Raw genomic sequence first — 20,308 nt, forward strand, 5'->3', positions numbered from 1 at the left:
CTACCAATCTACATTCTGATTTTTTCTTTCTACCCCGATTTACCGAGCGGATACATTAAGCAACTATTTAAAATACATTTATTTGCTACCCAATACAAAATTGTTAATAGTTTTACATAATTCATTCACTGTGTAACTGTAAGCCACACAGTGAATGAATTATAGGGAGGATGAAAGAATCGAGTTGTATTGAAGCCTTACTCCTCCCGCCCAATCAAGGCACAACTGACGGAAACGATCGCCCCGCACTTCAAAATTCGGGTATTGGTCGAAACTCGCACAAGCTGGAGATAGCAACACCACAGACGCTTGATACTCCTTGGCTAATTCCGCCGACTTGGGAATTGCCCTTTCCATAGTTTCCACAATATGGTATGAATAATACCCCACCTCTTGGAGGCGTTTGGCAAATGCGGGTGCAGCAGAGCCAATCAATAACACAGCAGCAGCTTTGGTTTGGATTTGTGCTAGCCAGCCAGTATCATCACCTGCTTTGGCTTCTCCACCTGCAATTAAAATCGCTGGACTTTTTACAGATGCTAAACCAACTTCGGCCGCATCGTAGTTGGTAGCTTTGCTGTCGTTAATGAAATCGATACCTTCCCAAGTGCAGATATGCTCCAAACGATGAGGAACGCCAGGGAATTCTTGAATTGCAAATGCGATCGCATCACGATTAATTCCTGCTAATCGTGCCGTTGCTACTGCCATCAAGAGATTTTGCTGATTATGTTCTCCCACCATCCGCAAAGTAGATACTTTCACAATCGGTTCTGGTGCAGAGGTTGCAGTCAATTTTTCCACAACCCAGCCATCCTCGATGTAAAAGCCTTTTTCGCTAATCAGGAAATCTTTTCCTCTGACACTTGTCCAATAAGCATTAGGCCAAGCACTTAAACCTTGTTGGCTCAAGTAGGCATCATCGCCATTGAACACTTGCAACTCTGACTGATGCAATAGTTTGGCTTTGATGTTGTAATAGTTCTCTAAAGTCTTATGGCGACTCAGATGATCCGGCGTGAAAGTCGTCCAAACACCGATCCGGGGAGCAAGAGAACTGGAGGATTCTATTTGATAGCTGCTAACTTCCGCAATCACCCAATCAATATGATTTTGGATTTTAGATACTTCGACTTTGCTCAGTACAAGTTTTGGATTTTGGATTGGAGTTACCCCACCTCTTTCCCTATCCCTCTGTTCCCTATCTCCTGTCCCCTGTCCCCTGTAAGATAGGGCAACTTCACAAGCGGCGTAGCCAATGTTACCGCAGGCGGGTGCATCTAATTGTGCTGCTTGAAAAATGGCAGCAATTAAAGCTGTGGTAGTAGTTTTACCGTTAGTACCTGTAATTCCTACCCAAGGTAGCGATTGCAAATTTCGCCAAGCGAGTTCCATTTCCCCAATGGTTTCAATACCTAATTGGCGTGCCTTGATTAATACGGGAATATCCCAAGGTACGCCAGGACTAACAACTATTAATTGAGGTAAATTATCACCATTTAATTCTAGGGATTGGCCAAGTTTAACGGTTATTTGCTCGGCAGCGAGTTCTTGTTGTTGTTGTAGGAGGGTTTCGGAGGTGTTGCCATCACTTAGCTCTACCTCCCAACCTTCCCGTTTCAACAATCTCGCCGCAGCAACACCGGACTTTCCCAATCCAATAACATGAGCTTTGGACATAGATTGCAGCAGAGTGTCCCTGGTTAAGCACTCCCTATAGTAGCGTTTCTTGGCAAAAATTACACAACTTTTTGTTGACCTACGCTACAGATTTTTGACGATCGCACCAAAGTCAGCTAAAACACGGGCATGATTCCGAACTAATCCCAGTAAGTGTAATCGATTCCGCTTAATTTCTGGATCGGAATCCATTACTAAAACGCTGTCTGGCCCATCAAAGAAGTTACTAACTGTGGGAGCAATTTTTGCTAATGCTGCTACTAACAGTTGATAATTTCGTGTCTGCTGGGCTGTTTGAGTTTGCGGTACTGATTCGATTAAGGCATTATACAAGGCTGCTTCAGAGGGCTTTTGGAATAATTCTGGACGAACTACGGATGTTGGTTCTAGCTGTTTTGTATCCAAATCACCTTGGGCGGCTAATCGTGTGGAACGGTTAACGGTTTCGTAGATGTTATCTAAGGTACTGTCGTTACGGATTTGTTGTAAGTATAAGGCGCGATCGCGGACATCTAATAAATCCTTTAATGTCCGTTCTGTGTATTCTGGGTCATTTTCTCCCAAAACTGCATTTACCAAGTCGTAATCAATCTGTTTTTCTTCTTGCAATAAAGTACGGATGCGTTGTAAGAAAAACTCTTGTAATGCTGCGGTTAGTGATGCCCGATCTTTTTGATATTTCGCGGCAAAATCTGTTGCTATTTGCGCCAATAAATCATCTAAATTTATCGGCAGATTATAAAACCAAGTAATTTTAACTACAGCATTGGCAGCCCGACGCAAGGCGAATGGATCGGAGGAACCAGAGGGAATTAAACCTAAACCAAAGATACTTACCAAGGTATCTAATCTATCTGCCAAACCGACAATTTGACCTGTAAGTGTGTCGGGTAAATTATCACCGGCTCCTGTTGGCAAATAATGTTGATAAATTGCCTTTGCTACTTCGGCATCTTCACCACTTGCTAAGGCATATTTTTCTCCCATAATGCCTTGCAATTCGGGGAATTCATACACCATTTGAGTTACCAAATCTGCTTTACATAATAAAGCAGCACGTTGGATTCTTTTGCTTTGATTTTCAGCTAATTTTAATTGACTGCTAATTTGCTCGGCAATCTTTACTACTCTATCTATCTTGGTACGTACCGAGCCCAATTCTTCTTGGAAAGTGACTTTTTCTAACTGGGGTAAAAAGCTATCTATTGGCTTAGTTAAATCAGCTTCGTAGAAAAATCTGCCATCAGCTAATCTAGCGCGAATTACCCTTTCATTCCCGACGGCAACAATATCTGATTTTTTGGGATCGCCGTTAGAAATAGTGATGAAATTGGGCAATAATTCTTGCTCAAAACTACCTGGTTTGAATACAGGAAAATAACGTTGATGAGTTACCATGACTTCAGTAATTACTTCAGTTGGTAATTCTAAAAATTCTGGTTCAAATTTCCCAACAACTGTAGAAGGATATTCTACAAGGTTGGTTACTTCCGCTAACAAATCGGGGTAAATGACTGTATAACCGCTTAAACTTTCTGCTACTGCCTTTACTTGCTCTTTGATTAGATTTTCCCGTTCTTCTGGGTCAACGGTGACATAAGCAGACTTGAGGGCGGTAACATAATCAGTAGCTTGAGCAATTGTCACAGGTTCAGGATGTAAGACGCGATGACCTTGAGAAATGCGATCGCTCTGAATCGTTTTAGAACCATTCACCAATTCTAACGGTAGCACCGTCTCATCTAACAAAGCTACCAGCCAGCGAATTGGTCGAGAAAACCTCCCATCCCCATCTCCCCAACGCATTAACCGCTTACCTTCTAAACCCCAAATCCACTGGGGAACAAGTTCTGTCAAAATTTCTGCTATGGGACGACCAGGAATTCTTTTTTGCACAAATACAAATTCCCCTTTGTCAGTGGGGCGAACAGACAGCGCATCCAGTTCCACACCTTGCTTTTTGGCAAAGCCTGCTGCTGCTGCTGTTGGCTGACCATCTTTAAAGGCGGCTTGGGCGGGGGGCCCTTTAATTTCTTCTTCTCGATCTGGTTGCTGCAATGGTAGCCCTGTAATCACTACCGCCAGTCGCCGGGGAGTACCGTACACCTGGACACTTTCGCCCTTGAGACTATTTACTTCCAGGCTTTGGGGAATGCGTTCCTGCCATTGCACTAAAGCATCACTGAGAAAACTTGCAGGTAGTTCTTCTGTACCAACTTCTAATAGAAACGCTAAATTTCCTGATATATCAACACTCTTAACCTTTGCCATCATAATACTACACAAAAGATATATGATATTAGACTATTTAAGTGTGTAGCGCTACTTATTGAGTACCAAATAATACTTAAAGGCTACACTAACTTTTGTACCACCAAAATTATATATCTGTTGGATGTTGAAAGTTGATTAGACAAATACTTCAAAGGCATACACTAAGTTTTTTCTCTTCAAAAGTGGAAACAGGGAAGTTAGCCGGTCTTGAAGTGTAAGATCAAACAATTAAATAAGTGTTATATTAATCACACGTTTAGATATGCTCAAAAAATCGATTATTGCTTGTGTAGCAGCTTTAGGTGCGCTACTACCATGTAGTGTGGATGCTGCTGAACTTAATCCACATGCGTATGCTCTTCAGCGTTTTAGCGGTTATAATCATGGTGGTTATGCCCGTTTGGTAAACGGACAGGAAGATTTAAACCCCTCAACTTCGTGTTCGACCGCAGTACAACGTCCTTCAATAAACAAAGAGATGTGGGTAATTCTGCGTGATGATAATGTAGCTACCGAGTGGATCGAAGCAGGACAAAAAAAAGGTTTACAACTTAAAGATCTTTCAGTAAACGGTAATGATACGAATCCACAGCAGATTTACTGGGGAGGTCATTTTATAGGCAGAGCCATATTTGAAAGTACTACAGGGCAAGTTACATTTAGAGCAACTCCATACAGCAATATATGCCCTACGGGTAGTGCTACTTACCAAATAAAACAAACTGGTATTGATGGTGAATGGATTGTATATATCAATGGTAATCAAGCGTTGACCATCAGTAACACAGGTTATAGCGAGGCTCTATACATTGATCTCGGACTTGAATCAAAAGATAATTTAAATACATTTACAAGTGGAACCTACGCCGATTTATGGCAAAGACTCAGCCTCAGCAACACTTGGACAAATGTTAGTAACAGTCCTACTGCTGTGACTGACAGAGATGCCAATATTTATAACGGCATGAATTCCACTTACAGTTCGAGTCTTAATCGTGTTACCTTAACACATAACTAACTGGCTATCTAGTAACTATTGTAGTAAAGATGATGAAATCATTTAAACAGGCACTTTTGATTATTTTAATCCTGTCGGCTGCTGTGGGTTCTATAGCACTTGTCTCAACAACAAGTTTTGCTATTAACGAGGAACAGCAACAGCCAGAAACAAATCCTCCTTTACCTGCAAAATATGGCGACAACTCAAACAAATCTGATAGCGGATTTAAACTAAAAACACAAGATGAGGTAACTAAACTTTTAGGCAATCGAAAAATGAAAGAAATTAAATTCCTCAAGTGGAAAGATGCTAAACCTGCAACAGAAGATAACCCCGATATTGACGGGAACCGTAAGGTTTGGAAAGTTACGGCTGATTATGTAGGTGGCATCGATTTTGATAGTGGGCGTTGTAAATCAAATGCCAACTTGACTCAAGTACTTGATGCCGAAACTGGTGATAATCTAATGTTTGAAGTCCGTTGTCCTAAAGGTAGCTTTGAGTCTGATCACCCTAAGCCTACAGCTGAAGAATTAAGAATTTTAGAAAACTCTAGGTAACAGTATTTTAATAGGACTAGCCCTTTCAAGGTAGTGAAACTCCTAACGAAGATTGGTTATTTCAACCTTCAAAAAGCTAAAATATGAGTGAATAGCTCAAGATTATAGTACTGAGATAACGGATCTTTGTTGGGCACATTTAACGGGCTATAGCGGTTCTCGGTTGAGTGAGGTACACCCGTAGGCACACGGCAGTGCCCATTGGTGTCAACTTAAGAAGATTTTGCCCAAATTTGTTGGGTGTAAGCGTCAATCTCAAGGGTGACGCTTACGCCTAGTTTTAACTAATCCAAAGAGCTTTCGATGTTTGACAAGATAAGGAACAGCCTCAGAGGCATCACCACGGAGAACAGCTTTGGAAAAATGGTATAAACTACGGAAAACCATCTCTGTATAAATTCGGTCTAAAGTTTGGTTGAGAGCGATCGCTACATCGATACACAATTGGTTTTGAACAGCATAAAAAATCCAAGTAGCTAGAATTTGGATTTGTACGCCATTTGTATCACCCACCCAGATATAAGCTAAACCTAAAAGCCGTTTTGTGAGCAGAAAAGCATCTTCCACACGCCAACGCCTGCGATATAGTTCACAGACTTGTTGTGCAGATAAAATTTGCGGATTGAGTACATTTGTCAGGTAGTAATACCAAGTCGAACCCCATAAAACAGAAACCAAACGAATCTCTTAATCCTGCAATCTGACGATAAACTAAACTCACAACAATTGCGATCATTACTGGCAATGTTAATATTCGCGATGCCTGCGGCGGGCTGCGCCTACGACAGATGTAGTTTTTCAAATTATCTATATTTGGTCTTTCCTATCAATCGCTCTCGCCACTGTATTAAGGCATCACTGAGAAAGCTTGCAGGTAATTCTTCTGTACCAACTTCTAATAGAAACGCAGGCATAGGTCACTGTTTTCAACTTTGCGTAGCTCAACTTTATCAGTTATTCTCAGGCGATCGCTCGTGATTTTTAGGTAATAAACCTTGCTATATACATCAAAATGGATAAAGTTGAGCTTAGTTTTGTTAGATAAACTTGACATCTTCTCGAAAACTTTAAAAAATAAGTGTTTGTCTTCATGTAGTTGTTATATTTACCCATTCTCTCATGTAGTATTTTCTTATATATATTTCTATCGTAAAGTTTAGTGTTGTTTGATGCACTGATATTTGCATCATGCTAATAAATCTTGGAGTTATAACAATGAGAAATATTTTCAGTGAACTGGTGAATTTATCATCCAACCCGATCGGTTAGCGATCGCTCGAATACTTGTTTTCATAAATATTCGAGCGATTATAATCAAAAATATTTTCGCCACAATCGCTCTGACCATAGCAATCATTGCTACTTTTAGTATTGCGTAAGTGTAGCCCGCCACAGGTATCCCTAGTATTACTAACAACCCAAATAAAGCTGTTGATATCAAGTTGAACTGCCAAGGTGATATTGCGATACATTGCAGTTTTTTCCAGTTACAGCTTTAGTTACGAATTACGAATTACGAATTACGAATTACGAATTATCTTAATGCAATACTGATTACTTGGTTAAAAATACTTCATGTGCCAGTTCACAAGGCGGAATGCAGGTTATATGCATGATATTAAGTCTCATGCTACAATCCCCTCAGTGTAAATTTAACCACTCAATTCACTTTTAAATAAGTGAGCAACTATCGCATATATGGGAAGGAACTTAAATAAGTGAACGGTCAAAATTTATTAGTTAACACTGGTAGCTTTTAAATATACGATTGCGAAACTTTATCCAACCAGAAAACCTGATAATTGATAACTAATAACTGTTAAAATCCACCTAGAAATTTTCTCAGCATTGCTTACCGCAATTGTGATTTTAGAAAATCATAATCTAATCACAAACTAAATTAAATAATAAAAGTTATAGCCTTTACTGAAGTTAGCAATAAATCCGCTTATCTCAGGCTGTATTTACCAAATTTATAAATAGCTCATGCACATTCTGATATATTCCTACAACTATCATCCAGAGCCGATTGGAATTGCTCCCTTAATGACCGAATTGGCAGAAGGACTAGTAAAGCGAGGTCATGAAGTGCGGGTAATTACTGGAATGCCCAACTATCCTCAGCGCCAAATTTACGATGGTTATCAGGGTCAATGGTACGTTACTGAACAAAAAAATGGTGTTACAATTCAGCGAAGTTACCTCAGAATTAAGTCTAAACCTAACCTTGTAGATCGTCTGTTGCTGGAATTAAGCTTTGTTTTCACAAGCTTGCCTCAAGCCTTTAGAGGTGAACGTCCAGATGTGATTATTTTAACAGTACCGCCTTTACTAGGTATCTTACCAGCAACAGTATTTGGTTGGCTATACAACTGCCCCATAGTTCTAAATGTGCAAGATATATTACCAGAAGCTGCTGTGCGTGTCGGGCTACTGAAAAACAAGTGGATGATCCGAACTCTTGCAGCTTTAGAGAAATTTGCCTATCGGACTGCACATACTATTAGTGTTATTGCCGATGGGTTTCGTGAGAATTTAGTGAATAAGGGAGTACCTGTTAATAAAATCGTTTGTATTCCTAATTGGGTGAATGTAAATTTCATCCACCCTTTACCGAAACAGAACAACTCTTGGATATCTAGCCATCAACTGGATGGGAAATTTATAGTCCTTTATTCAGGCAACATTGCTCTAACCCAAGGTTTAGAAACAGTAATAGAAGCAGCAGTTTGCTTACGTCATATCAGAGAAATTGTCTTTGTCATTGTCGGCGAATCAAGAGCATTGCAAAGGTTGCAAGAGTATTGTCTATTACATGGAGCAGATAATGTTTTGCTGCTACCATTGCAGTCGAGAGAAAAATTACCCGAAATGCTAGCAGCATCTGATGTAGGGCTGATTGTGCAAAAGCGCAATGTAATTTCGTTCAATATGCCTTCAAAAATACCACTACTATTGGCAAGTGGTCGCCCGATTGTGGGTTCAGTTCCTGCAACTGGAACTGCTGCTAGAGCGATCGCACTCAGTGGTGGTGGGATAATTGTTGAGCCAGAATCGCCCGATGCAATGGCCGCTGCGGTGCATGATTTATATGCTAATCCTACTCTCGGTACGAGGCTAGGTAATGCAGGAAGGCAGTTTGCCGAAGAAAACTATTCCTTAGAGCAAGCACTTGATAGGTATGAAGGGCTGCTTTCTCATATTGTTGCTAACCGAAAATCAACTGTGGGTATCTTGCCGAAATTGGATTCTAATGAATCAGTTCTAGATGCTTGAAGGGCATTAAGCATGGTCCGCTCACATATAGATAACCCTATTAGGATAAATTAAATCACCCGAATGGGTGAGTTAAAAATCATCCGATTGGATGACCTAAGTGTAGGAAGATAAGACTCCTCAAAAATAGGACTCTAGAGAACACTATATTGATTACACCTTGTTCTTGGTGAGGATAACTCAATGAAACTCGCAACCTTGATGAATAGAGCCGAATTAATCAGCGTAGGCATCGCTCCATAGATTTTTCCTCCCTAAGATCAGTATTCAATACGACTCAAGAGGGATAAACTCATCTTTAACTTATACGAATCTAATTTGCTGTGTGGTTACAATGCAAGCAAGCGCTTGCAAACACTTATGGAAAACTTTCCCAATCCACTCGTCTGATTTTATACAAAGCCGACAAATCGATGGTTGTGTGCTTGCAGAAAAGTCAAGATAAGGGTGAAGTATCTTCAGACATAGATTTAAAGGAATCTGTAGATAGTTTCACGGGTATGTTGTTTCACGGTACTCTGCGTTTTAGTGATATCTTTACCACACTAAATTACAGTCGTGAGTAGTACATGGAAACTTCTTTGAATTTATTTGTGCGCGGTATTACGCAGTTTGCCATTGTAGGAGGCAGAAAATTCAGTTGATTCCCTCGCAACAACATAAACCGTGTTTTCTCTAAGAGGGAAAGTGATGGGTTTATACCGACTAAAAAAGTTTTATAAATTACGCTTTAAAAAAATGATGGGAGTTAAGTAATGTACAAAATAATCATAATGTGCTGAAGAATATTTGTTTGTTTTAGGTACTAGACATCGTGAGCGATCGCCCAAATACCCAAATATATATTTGTTATCAACATCAAGAACAAATGCTTTTTTAGCCAAAACATAGATTGCCTAAGTCTAAATCCACAAGACGAGAAACCCAAGATGTCGCATTCTGAGTTCCCTGATTCTACCCTTCCAGTTGAAATAGAACAGCCTGCTGTTACTGATTCTAGTCAAGAGTCACAACCATTGTTAGAGCGATCGCCTAAACCACCTAAAAAGCGTCGTTGGCCTCTAATTTTGGGAATTATCCTCTTAATTGGAGGCATTGGTTTTGGTTGGCGCTGGTGGCAAACTAGTAGTGCTAGCAATCCACCAGCAGGTGGGCCAGCTGCTGGCCAACCAATGGCAATTCCAGTCAAGCTAGCGACTGTGCAAACTGAAACTGTGCAAGAAAGTTCGGAGTTTATTGGCTCCTTAGAGGCTCGAGGTTCGGTAATTATTAAGCCACAGGTTGATGGACGAGTTACCCAAATTTTCATCAAAGAGGGCAACCGGGTTCAACAAGGGCAAGTTATTGTCAGCATGGAAAGTGATAGTGTCCAAGCGCAATTATTACAAGCAAAAGCTGCACTAGCACAAGCTCAAGCCCGTCTTGCTGAACTGAAAGCGGGTACGCGACAAGAAGAAGTTGCCCAAGGTAGAGCGCAGTTAACCCAAGCCCAAGCTCGCTTTCGAGATGCCCAATCGGGGTCGCAACCACAAGAAATTGCTCAGGCTGAGGCTCAAATTCAGTCAGCTAAATCGGATCTGGAACTAGCACAATCACGAGCCAAGCGATACGCACAATTGAGAAAAGAAGGTGCAGTTTCCCAAGATGTCCTAGAAGGATATGTCAAAGAACAGCAAAGTGCCGCAGCTGCCCTTGTGGTAGCCCAGAAACGCCTAGACCAACTCCGTCAAAGCAGAAAATCTAGTGTGAATGAGCTAGCTGGAGCCTTGGAACAACAGAAACAAAACTTAAGGCAACTAGAAAATGGTTCCCGCCCAGAAGAAATTGCCCAAGCGCGATCGCAAGTAACGCAAGCAGCAGCCCAAGTCCAAGCAGCCCAAGTTCAACTGCAATACACAAAAGTTCTGGCTCCTTTTACTGGTATTGTTGGTGATATTCCAGTCAAGCTGGGAGATTATGTCGAAAAAGCAGATCAACTCACCACACTGACTAGAAACGACTCTTTAGAACTAAATATTTCCGTTCCTCTAGAAGAAGGCAAAAAGCTGCGCTTGGGATTACCAGTGCAAATGCTGAACATCCAAGGCAAACCGACAGCAACGGGTAAGATAAGTTTCATCTCTCCAGATGCTAGTTCTGATTCGCAGACAATTTTGGTTAAAGCTAATTTTGGTAATTCTAGAAGTCAACTGGTAAATCGCCAATCGGTGCAAACCAAAGTGATCTGGAACGAACGTCCAGGAATTTTAATTCCAGTTACAGCAGTATCTCGCCTGGGTGGAGAAACCTTTGTATTTGTAGCTGAAGCACCAAAAGAAAAGAAAGCTGAAGCGCCAGCAGAAAAGAAAGCTGAAGCACCAGCAGAACAAAAAGCTGGAGCGCCATCTTTAGTTGCTCAACAAAAACCTGTGAAATTGGGAGTTATTGAGGGGAATAATTATCAAGTTATTGAAGGACTAAAAGCTGGAGACAAAATTGTTGTTTCCGGTATTCTCAACCTAACTAATGGCGCTCCCATCACTCCCGCAGCGCAAGAAGTGGGTAGTCAGAAGCCTTAGTTGAGGAGGGGACAGGGGAGGCAGGGGAGCAGGGAGCAGGGAGCAGGGGGAGCAGGGGGCAGGGAGCAGGGGGAGATGGGGAAGATGAGGGGGATAAGGGGAGAAGAAGAATAACCATGCCCAATGCCCCATGCCCAATACTTCGACTTACCTCGGCTTCGCTCGGCACAAGTCGCTCAGTACAAGTGCCCCATGCCCAATGCCTCATTCCCAATGCCCAATACTTCGACTTACCTCGACTTCGCTCGGCACAAGTCGCTCAGTACAAGTGCCCAATGCCCAATACCAAATTTTTTAAACTATGTTTGTTGACTTCTTTATTAAGCGACCAATCTTTGCGTCGGTCTGTGCAATCATTATCCTTTTAATAGGATTAATCAGTATTCCCACATTACCGATCGCTAGATTCCCAGAAATTAGTCCCACGCAAATCAGTGTAACTTCCAACTATAGCGGAGCTAGTGCAGAAGTCGTAGAAAGCGGAGTTACAAATATCTTAGAAAGGCAAATCAACGGGGTTGAGGGACTAAGATATCTCACTTCCAGCAGCAGTAACGATGGTACTAGTACTATTACAGCCACCTTTGATTCATCACGAGATAAAGATATTGCGGCTGTGGATGTGCAAAATCGTGTTTCTGTTGCCCAACCACAACTACCGGATTCTGTACAACGCACAGGTATACGGGTATCGAAAGAGTCTAGCAACATTCTCTTGGCGATTGGTTTATACGCTGAAAATAAAGAGTACGACAATATATTCTTAAGCAACTATGCCGACCTTTACTTAGCAGATGCCTTAAAAAGAGTCAAAGGCGTGAGCAACGCTCAAATTTTTGGTGAACGCCGCTATGCAATGCGCCTGTGGTTAGATCCGAGTCGTCTTGCCAATCGGGGGCTAACAACTAAGGATGTAGCGAATGCTTTATCTGAACAAAACTTGCAAGTTGGTGCAGGGAGAATTGGACAAGAACCGGCTCCTGAAGGACAAAGGTATCAACTTGATGTGCGTGCTGCTAGCCGATTAGCAGAACCAGGAGAATTTGAAGAAATTGTCCTCAAAACTGGAGATGATGGCACATTAGTCAAGCTCAAAGATGTTGGTAGAGCAGAACTGGGTGCAGAAAACTACAGTTCATTTCTGCGATTTCGTGGTAACGATGCTGTTGGTTTAGGGATTTATCAGGTTCCTGGTAGTAATGCCTTGGATGTGGCTAAGGGAGTCAAAGCCGAACTAGCGCGATTAGCTCCGAGTTTTCCCCCAGGGCTGAAATATCAGGTAGCTTTTGACACGACATCCTTTGTCGAAGAGTCGATGTCAGAAGTCATCAAGACTCTGATTGAAGCGGTAGTGCTAGTTGTGATTGTGATTTTTGTGTTCTTGCAGGATTGGCGAACCACTTTAATTCCTGCACTAACCATTCCGCTTTCCTTAATTGGGACATTTGCCTTTGTCAAACTTTTTAACTTTTCGATCAATAGTTTGACTTTATTTGGTCTGACTTTAGCATCGGGGATGGTGGTAGACGATGCGATCGTTGTGGTAGAGCAAATCAGCCGTTTTATTCAGGATAAAGGCATAAATCCTCGCCGAGCCGCTAGTGAATCAATGGCGGAATTGTTTGGCGCGGTTATTGCCACTTCACTAGTGTTGATGGCGGTGTTTGTGCCAGTGGCATTTTTTCCGGGAACCACAGGCGCACTTTATCGGCAATTTGCCCTGACGATCGCTTTCTCCATTGCGATTTCAACTTTTTTGGCTTTGACTTTGACACCTTCCTTGTGTGCGCTGCTACTGCGTCAAGGGCAAAAACCTTCAGGCTGGCTGGGTTGGATTTTTGGCAAGATAAATCGCTTTCTTGACTGGGTACAGAATGGTTATAAGCGATCGCTTACCTTTCTCACAGGCATCAAAGGTATTGTGATTGGGTTGTTTATCGTTTCCTTGGGAATGACTGCTTGGCTGTACACCACAGTCCCAACAGCTTTTCTACCCGATGAAGACGAGGGGTATTTTATCACAATTATCCAAGGGCCGCAAGGGGTTTCGCTGCAATATACCAGCGATGTGATTGCACAGGTAGAAAAAGAAATTCTCCAAATTCCAGAAGTATTGGGGACTTTTGCGATCGGAGGGTTTGGTTTTAGTGGTAACACAGCTAACAGTGGCATCATATTTACAACTTTAAAATCTTGGGACGAGCGCTCAAAACCAGATCAATCAGTACAGGCGATTATTGGCAGCTTGCAAGGGAAGTTGTTGGCAATCCCAGAAGCCAGGGTTTTTCCTGTGAATCCGCCAGCAATTCAGGGTTTAGGCAACTTTGGCGGCTTCGTCTTTCAACTGCAAGACCGCAGAGGTAACAGTGGTTTAGAAAATCTGGTGCAGTCGATGGGTCAGTTGCTGGGTAAAGCTAATCAAACACCAGGATTACAAGCTGTATTTAGCACCTTTGCCGCAGATACACCACAATTGCTTGTGGAAGTAAACCGCAATAGAGCCAAATCATTGCAAGTTTCTATAGATGATGTCTTCAGTACTTTACAAACTGCTTTGGGATCGCAATATGTAAATGATTTCAATCTCCAGCAGCGCAATTACCGAGTATATATCCAGGCTGATCAACAGTTTCGTTCTAATCCCAAAGATATTGGCAAACTATACGTTCGTTCTCAAAAGAATCAAATGGTTCCTTTGAGTAACTTAGTCACAGTTACTCAGACTGTGGGAGCGCAAACGATAAATCACTACAATCTGTTCCGCTCAATTGAAATTAATGGTTCCGCCGCTCCTGGCTCTAGTTCGGGAGACGCAATTAAAGCAATGGAAAAAGTTGCTAAAGAAGTTTTACCAGCCGGTTATGGTTACGAATGGTCAGGGACTGCATTAGAAGAAATAGATTCTGGTGGTTTAGCACCCCTAATCTTTGGATTAGGAATAATCTTCGTATTCTTGGTACTAGCCGCTCAATACGAGAACTACATCGACCCCTTTATTATTTTGTTATCAGTTCCCTTAGCTATCTTTGGAGCGCTTATAGCTCAATCAATGCGGGGTTTTGCCAATGATGTTTACTGTCAAATTGGTCTAGTAATGTTGATCGGTTTAGCTAGTAAGAACGCGATTTTGATTGTGGAATTTGCTAATCAATTACGAGAGCAAGGGCTTTCGATTACTAAAGCAGTAATTGAGGCTTCACAAGAGCGGTTACGTCCAATTTTGATGACTGCTTTTTCTACACTCTTGGGGATTTTTCCGTTAGCTGTTGCCACAGGTGCCGGTGCGGGTAGTCGGCAATCTTTGGGAACAGCAGTATTTGGTGGGATGTTAATTGCGACTTTCTTGAGTTTGTTTGTAGTACCAATTTTGTATATCGTGCTTAAGACGACAACAGAGCGCTTTATCAAACCAAATCGGCATCAAGGACTGCAAACAGATGCAGTTTCATTGGATGGTAAAACTACTGCGTATGCAACAAAAGGCGAGAATTAATTCGTAATTCGTAATTCGTAATTCGTAATTAATTTTCCCTGTTGTCTATGCTCGTCTTCCCTGTCTCCTATAAACGTCGTAGTATGAGAAGATGGGGAAGACTAATTTTAAGGGGAAATGGCAGTGATGAGTGGAACATCTTGCAAATGGAGCAGATTAAACAGTTAGAGAAAAGTGCTTTATTTCAGCAATCTTAGACCACTGAGGGTAACTAATACTGTCGAGCCTTCATGCCCAATCACGCCAATCGGTAAGTTAATACTTCCGAGAAAGTTAGCTACTAAAAGCAACATAATGAAACTCAACGCTACGACTATATTCTGTTTGACTATGGATTGCGATCGCCTCCCCAAATGTATCGCCACGGCAATTTTTTCTAACTTGTCTGCCATCAGTACTATATCTGCGGTTTCTAATGCCACATCACTACCAGATATTCCCATCGCTATACCTACAGATGCTTGGGCTAAAGCTGGTGCATCATTAATTCCATCGCCCACCATTGCCACAGTTTGATACTTTTGCTGTAGAAGGCGGATAACATCTAGCTTATCTTCTGGTAGAAGTTGAGCATATACCCCATCGATTCCGACTGCTTTGGCGACACTTTGAGCAGTTTCTTCATTATCCCCGGTTAACATGACAATTTGCTCAATTCCCAGTTTCCTTAAGCGGATAACGGTTGCGGCTGCTTGCGATCTTACTTCATCTGCGATCGCAATTACACCCATCACCCCTGCTATATTTCCTTGTGCTACCCAAACCACAGTTTTACCTTCTTGCTCCAAAGATTGAGCCATTTCTCGCAACTTTTCAGGTAAATTTGTCACATACTGCTGCACAAAAACGGCATTTCCCACGATTACCTGTTGTTCTTGAGCAATTCCCACAATTCCCTGTCCAGGTATAGCTTGCACTTGGATTGCACCAACCAAATCCAAATCGCCAGCCGCCTCTACAATTGCCTTACCGATGGGATGTTCTGAATAAGATTCCACACTAGCGGCGGCTTTTAATACATCAAGTTGAGTGTATTCACTAACTGAAATTACTTGGAATACTTGCAACTGCCCTGTTGTCAGAGTACCAGTTTTATCAAATGCGATCGCACGGACTTTGCCAATTTTCTCCAACTGCGCTCCATTTTTAAACAAAATCCCCTGTCTTGCACCATTGGCGATTCCCGAAAGCAGGGTGGGCATAATTGCAGCCATCAGCGCACAGGGAGAAGCAACCACTAGGAAAGTCAGCGCCCGATAAATTGTTGTTTCCCAATCCCAACCCCAAAGAAACGGCGGTAAAGTTGCCAGCAATATCCCGGCTACTACAATGACTTTGGCATATCCCTTCTCAAAGCGATCGATAAACTCTTGGGAAGGTGGTGCTTCTGTCTGTGCTTGTTCTACCAAACGAATCACACGCTGAATCAAACTACTTTGGGCTGGTTTGTGTACCTTAATCTGCAATGCACCATAGCCGTTGAGTGTACCAGCAAATACTTCTTCGCCCACCGTTTTCTCTATAGGTAAAGACTCGCCTGTAATCGCAGCTTGATTGAGGGTGCTGTAACCAGATAAAATTATCCCATCAGTAGGAATTAGCTCTCCAGGTTTGACGACAATCTCATCACCCACTTTTAATTGACTGATAGGAATCTCTTCTTCTCTTCCCTGAAGTAAAACCCTTGCTGTATCTGGTGTCAAACTCATCAAACTGCGGATACTGCGCTCAGTTCGCGCCATTGCATAGCCTTCTAATGCGCCACTGATAGCGAAAATCAGAATCAAAATTGCCCCATCAATAATTAGATGATATTCTCGTCGCCATAAGCCGAGGCTAGCAGCACCAATCGCTGCCACAATCATCAGCAAATCTACATCGAGTTCTTTTTCTTTGAAAAGGGTAGTTAATCCTTCCCGCGCACTTTCGTAACCACCAATCACGTAAGCAGCCGGTAGCAGTAGCAACGCCAATCCTAACCAACCGAGATGCAAGGCGAACCATCCGAGAAATAGCAGTAACCCACATAAAAGGGCTGCTACGGTATCTGTGTGTTCTCTGGTGAATTGACTGAAACGTTGGGGGTAGAGCATGAGAGGTGAATTTATAGTGACTCTCTCAGGCTAAACCTTGACATTAATGTTAATGTCAAGGTTTATAATGATTTTGAAACGCAGAGGGGCGCTGAGGGAAGCGCGGAGGTACGCAGAGTTAAATCTTTATCTGTGTTCTTGAAGTGTTTTTCAAAAGCTGAATGTGGGTAAATGGGACGATTTAACTGTTACCTTTAAAATTGCACTAATAGGAAAAAATATATGCTAAAGCGAATATATATTGATAACTTTCGCGGGTTGGTAAATTTTGAGATGAACTTTGATTCGATTAACCTCTTTCTTGGTGGTAATGGAGCAGGTAAATCAACAGTTTTTGAAGTTTTACGGAAAATTCAAATTTTTATAAGTGGTGACGAAAAAGTAGAACAAATTTTTAAATCTGCTGACTGTACTCGCTGGCAGACTTTACAGCTTCAGCGTTTTGAGCTAGAAATTGCTGGAAATGGTGGTAATTATAAATATGAATTTGCTATTAGACATAATCAAGATAAGATTCATGTTGAATATGAGCGTCTCTGGTTTAATAATCAAGTTTTACTTAAGTCTGAAGCTGGCGAAGTTCAACTTTTTAGCGATAATTATGAAGAGGTCGCAAAAGCTCCATTTCCTTCACCATCAGGATCTTTCCTATGGTTATTTACGGTAGATAGTGACAGTACAAAGCTGGACTGGTTCACAAAACGTATGCAGCGATTCATTATTGTACAAATTATTCCTAGCCTTATGCTTGATGGAAGTGAAAAGGAAGAAATTCATTTAACTTCGAGAATGGAAAACTTTGTTTCTTGGTATCGCTATATTTCGCAAGATCAGGGTAAAGTTGCTGAACTTATCAACGTTTTAAAAGATATTTTAAATGGGTTTTTAAGTTTTAAATTTGAACAGTTCAGTGAAAATTATCGGACTCTAAAATTAAGATTTTTAACTGATAAAGATAGGACAAAGATTATTGATTATCGCTTTAGTGAATTATCCGATGGTCAAAAAGTGATAATTGCTCTTTACACCATTCTCTATTGCACTGAATCTGAAGATTATACACTTTGTATTGATGAACCAGAAAGTTTTTTAGCTCTGCCGGAAATTCAACCTTGGCTAATTCAACTTTATGATTTCTGTATTGATGGGAAAATACAAGCTTTACTAATCTCCCATCATCCTGTACTAATAAATTATCTTTTAGCTTCACCTATAGGTTATTGGTTTGAGCGTCAAAGTAATGCACCTGTACGAGTAAAACCAATTAGTAATCAAGAAGCTGAAAATTCAGGATTACCAATTTCAGAACTGATTGCACGGGGCTGGCTGTATGACCCAGAATAGAGTACAGATAGTAATTTTGTGTGAGGATCTACAACAGCAAGTTTTTGCATATCATTTTTTAAAAAAGCGAGGCTTTAATATAAATCCAAAAAACGTCACAATTAGGACTTCCCCAACAGGTAAAGGTGCAGGAGAGCAGTTCGTTAGAAAGCATTATGCAGCAGAGGTTAAAGAATACCGACGAAAAAACTATCGCTCAGGAATGCTAATAGTGTTGATTGATGCAGATACTTCAACAGTAAAGGCAACACTGAAAGAATTAGATAATGCACTGATAGAAAATTCACAGGAACTTCGTAAGCCTGATGAGAAAATAGCAATCTTTGTGCCAAAAAGAAATATCGAAACTTGGATACATTATTTACGAACAGGAGAAGTTGTAGAAGAAGAAGCAGAAAAATCCAAATATCCAAAATTCCCTAAAAATGAGGCAATTTGTAAACCCGGTGTTGAACAATTAGCAAACCAGTGTTCTCAAGGGAGTTTAGATGAAAATGCACCGCCATCTCTTCAGGCGGCTTGTGAAGAGTTACAAAGAATTTTGCCGTTGTTGGAGTAAATCATGAACGCTGGTTGCTTAACTATTAAAGAACTTACCGATGCAGTCGGCGGCGGTTTAACTCCGCGAATGGTGCGACATTACCATCAATTGGGGCTGCTACCGCAACCAGTGCGATCGCACAGCAATTACCGTCTCTACACTAAAAAAGATGTCCTGCGGTTGCAAAGGATTGTTGCACTGAAGCAGCAAGGGTTTCAGCTAAACCATATCCGCAATATTTTGGAGGTGGAACCAGAAGCCGATACAACTATTAACCTGATGGGACAACTCCAGCAGCAATATCGGGCGGTGATGCAACAAATTTCGCAACTGCGGCAAACTGCATCAGCATTAGAAGGATTATTGGGGCGCGATCGCCATTGTCAAATTATCCAGGCGGAAGTTTTGGCACAACTCAAGTTACTTGATGTCGAAACCCAAGCCGGATTGGGGGGATTGGAAAATCTCTGGAGTGGTTTGGATGCCGAAATTCATACCCACTCGGAAGCTTTTTCTGAATCGTTACAACGTTTACTACCTGATTTGTCTCACCGTTCGGAAATTGAACAGCACTTAATTTCTCAGTTGGTTTTGGCTTGTGGCGATGTCAGTTTAGTGTCCTTTGTGAAATTGAGCCAAGATGCGATCGCAGCTAGTCGAGAAGCCTTATCTTCAAGCTGTCAAATCGTTGTTGATACCCAAACTGTTGCTGCTGCTTTGGATCAAACCCGATTACTTCACTTGGGATGCCACATTGAAACCTTGATTGATAATCCCCACATTACTACCGCCACAGAAGCAGAACTCGCTTTTTGGCAACATCGAGAATGGCGAGATAAATTGCAGCAAGTCAGTCAGGGTTGCGTGTTGGTAGTTGGTTATGCTCCCTCAGTACTTGTAGAAATTTGTGAAGCGATCGCCAAGCAAAAAATTCAGCCAGCATTAGTAATCGGAATGCCCATTGGCTTTAGTCATGCTCCCGCAGCCAAGCGACAACTGATGCAACAAGGGATACCTTTTATTACAGTTGCAGGAACTTTGGGAGGTGGTGCTTTAGCTGCTACTGCCCTAAATGCTTTGGTGGAGTCGCTGATTGATAAGCCAGATTGTCATTGTTATCTCAAAAATATAAGCGATAAGTCATGAATGCTGAGTGCTGAGTAAAACTAAGTAAAAAGGCATAAATAAATATTATACTCAGATCGAAATTAAATATGCGTTATCCAGAATCCTTGTAGAGACGTAGCAGTGCTACGTCTCTACTTTTATTGAAAATAATATTGTTAAATAATATTGAATTTGCTACACTTTACCAGTTTTAGTAATTCAATAATTCATAATTGTGGCCATAAGCCACCAACTTGATAAAGTTGCAATATAAATTAGAACATTTTATAGTAAACAGACTCTGGCAATTAGAGTATAAATTATCATGCTATCCAATCTCAATTCAAGTATAAATCAATACAAATGCGCTGAAGGAACTTAG

At 41.4% G+C, this 20,308-nt stretch carries 13 protein-coding genes and 1 pseudogene; 9 read left to right on the forward strand and 5 right to left on the reverse strand.

Annotated elements, in window-relative coordinates; translation table 11 throughout:
- Positions 1-159: 159 nt before the first annotated feature.
- Positions 160-1,680, reverse strand: coding sequence for a UDP-N-acetylmuramoyl-L-alanine--D-glutamate ligase (gene murD, locus HWQ36_RS29335; protein WP_292709412.1), 1,521 nt, complete (start codon positions 1,678-1,680; stop codon positions 160-162).
- Positions 1,681-1,764: 84 nt separating this feature from the next.
- The gene (gene glyS / locus HWQ36_RS29340) at positions 1,765-3,954 is read right to left on the reverse strand and encodes a glycine--tRNA ligase subunit beta (RefSeq protein ID WP_292709414.1); all 2,190 of its coding nucleotides are present in this window, start codon (positions 3,952-3,954) and stop codon (positions 1,765-1,767) included.
- 262 nt (positions 3,955-4,216) lie between these two features.
- Between glyS and HWQ36_RS29345 the strand changes: the two genes are divergently transcribed.
- Both HWQ36_RS29345 and HWQ36_RS29350 read left to right on the forward strand, forming a co-directional pair.
- On the forward strand, positions 4,217-4,972 hold the full coding sequence (locus HWQ36_RS29345; protein ID WP_292709416.1) for a hypothetical protein: 756 nt from the start codon (positions 4,217-4,219) through the stop codon (positions 4,970-4,972).
- 29 nt (positions 4,973-5,001) lie between these two features.
- Complete coding sequence (locus HWQ36_RS29350) at positions 5,002-5,514, forward strand: hypothetical protein (protein ID WP_292709418.1); 513 nt, start codon at positions 5,002-5,004, stop codon at positions 5,512-5,514.
- 212 nt (positions 5,515-5,726) lie between these two features.
- Here HWQ36_RS29350 and HWQ36_RS29355 read toward each other — a convergent pair.
- Positions 5,727-6,221: pseudogene (locus HWQ36_RS29355) on the reverse strand (IS4 family transposase); the annotation flags it as partial.
- Between the two features lie 558 nt (positions 6,222-6,779).
- Positions 6,780-6,986, reverse strand: coding sequence for a hypothetical protein (locus tag HWQ36_RS29360; RefSeq protein WP_292709420.1), 207 nt, complete (start codon positions 6,984-6,986; stop codon positions 6,780-6,782).
- Between the two features lie 514 nt (positions 6,987-7,500).
- On the opposite strand from HWQ36_RS29360, the gene HWQ36_RS29365 reads away from it, so the two are divergent.
- The 4 genes from HWQ36_RS29365 to HWQ36_RS29380 all read left to right on the forward strand — a co-directional run bounded on the left by HWQ36_RS29365 (position 7,501) and on the right by HWQ36_RS29380 (position 14,841).
- Entirely contained in the window at positions 7,501-8,790 is a 1,290-nt protein-coding gene (locus tag HWQ36_RS29365) for a glycosyltransferase family 4 protein (RefSeq protein ID WP_292709421.1), read from the forward strand.
- 323 nt (positions 8,791-9,113) lie between these two features.
- The gene (locus HWQ36_RS29370; RefSeq protein ID WP_292709422.1) at positions 9,114-9,356 is read left to right on the forward strand and encodes a hypothetical protein; all 243 of its coding nucleotides are present in this window, start codon (positions 9,114-9,116) and stop codon (positions 9,354-9,356) included.
- A gap of 363 nt (positions 9,357-9,719) precedes the next feature.
- Entirely contained in the window at positions 9,720-11,348 is a 1,629-nt protein-coding gene (locus tag HWQ36_RS29375; RefSeq protein WP_292709424.1) for an efflux RND transporter periplasmic adaptor subunit, read from the forward strand.
- Positions 11,349-11,649: 301 nt separating this feature from the next.
- Entirely contained in the window at positions 11,650-14,841 is a 3,192-nt protein-coding gene (locus HWQ36_RS29380) for an efflux RND transporter permease subunit (RefSeq protein WP_292709426.1), read from the forward strand.
- Positions 14,842-15,020: 179 nt separating this feature from the next.
- Here the strand turns inward: HWQ36_RS29380 and HWQ36_RS29385 are convergent, their stop codons facing one another.
- A complete protein-coding gene (locus HWQ36_RS29385; protein WP_292709428.1) occupies positions 15,021-16,934 on the reverse strand; it encodes a heavy metal translocating P-type ATPase in 1,914 nt (637 codons plus the stop codon).
- A gap of 222 nt (positions 16,935-17,156) precedes the next feature.
- On the opposite strand from HWQ36_RS29385, the gene HWQ36_RS29390 reads away from it, so the two are divergent.
- The 3 genes from HWQ36_RS29390 to HWQ36_RS29400 are packed head-to-tail and all read left to right on the forward strand — an operon-like array spanning position 17,157 to position 19,965.
- On the forward strand, positions 17,157-18,278 hold the full coding sequence (locus HWQ36_RS29390; RefSeq protein WP_292709430.1) for an AAA family ATPase: 1,122 nt from the start codon (positions 17,157-17,159) through the stop codon (positions 18,276-18,278).
- Positions 18,265-18,837, forward strand: coding sequence for a hypothetical protein (locus HWQ36_RS29395; protein WP_292709432.1), 573 nt, complete (start codon positions 18,265-18,267; stop codon positions 18,835-18,837). Before HWQ36_RS29390 ends, HWQ36_RS29395 begins: the two co-directional genes overlap by 14 nt.
- 3 nt (positions 18,838-18,840) lie before the next feature.
- Positions 18,841-19,965: a precorrin-8X methylmutase gene (locus HWQ36_RS29400; RefSeq protein ID WP_292709434.1), complete on the forward strand. Its 1,125-nt coding sequence runs from the start codon at positions 18,841-18,843 to the stop codon at positions 19,963-19,965.
- Positions 19,966-20,308: the final 343 nt, after the last annotated feature.

Origin of the sequence: Nostoc sp. NMS2 (genome assembly GCF_017115105.1) — a bacterium.
GTDB lineage: Bacteria > Cyanobacteriota > Cyanobacteriia > Cyanobacteriales > Nostocaceae > Nostoc.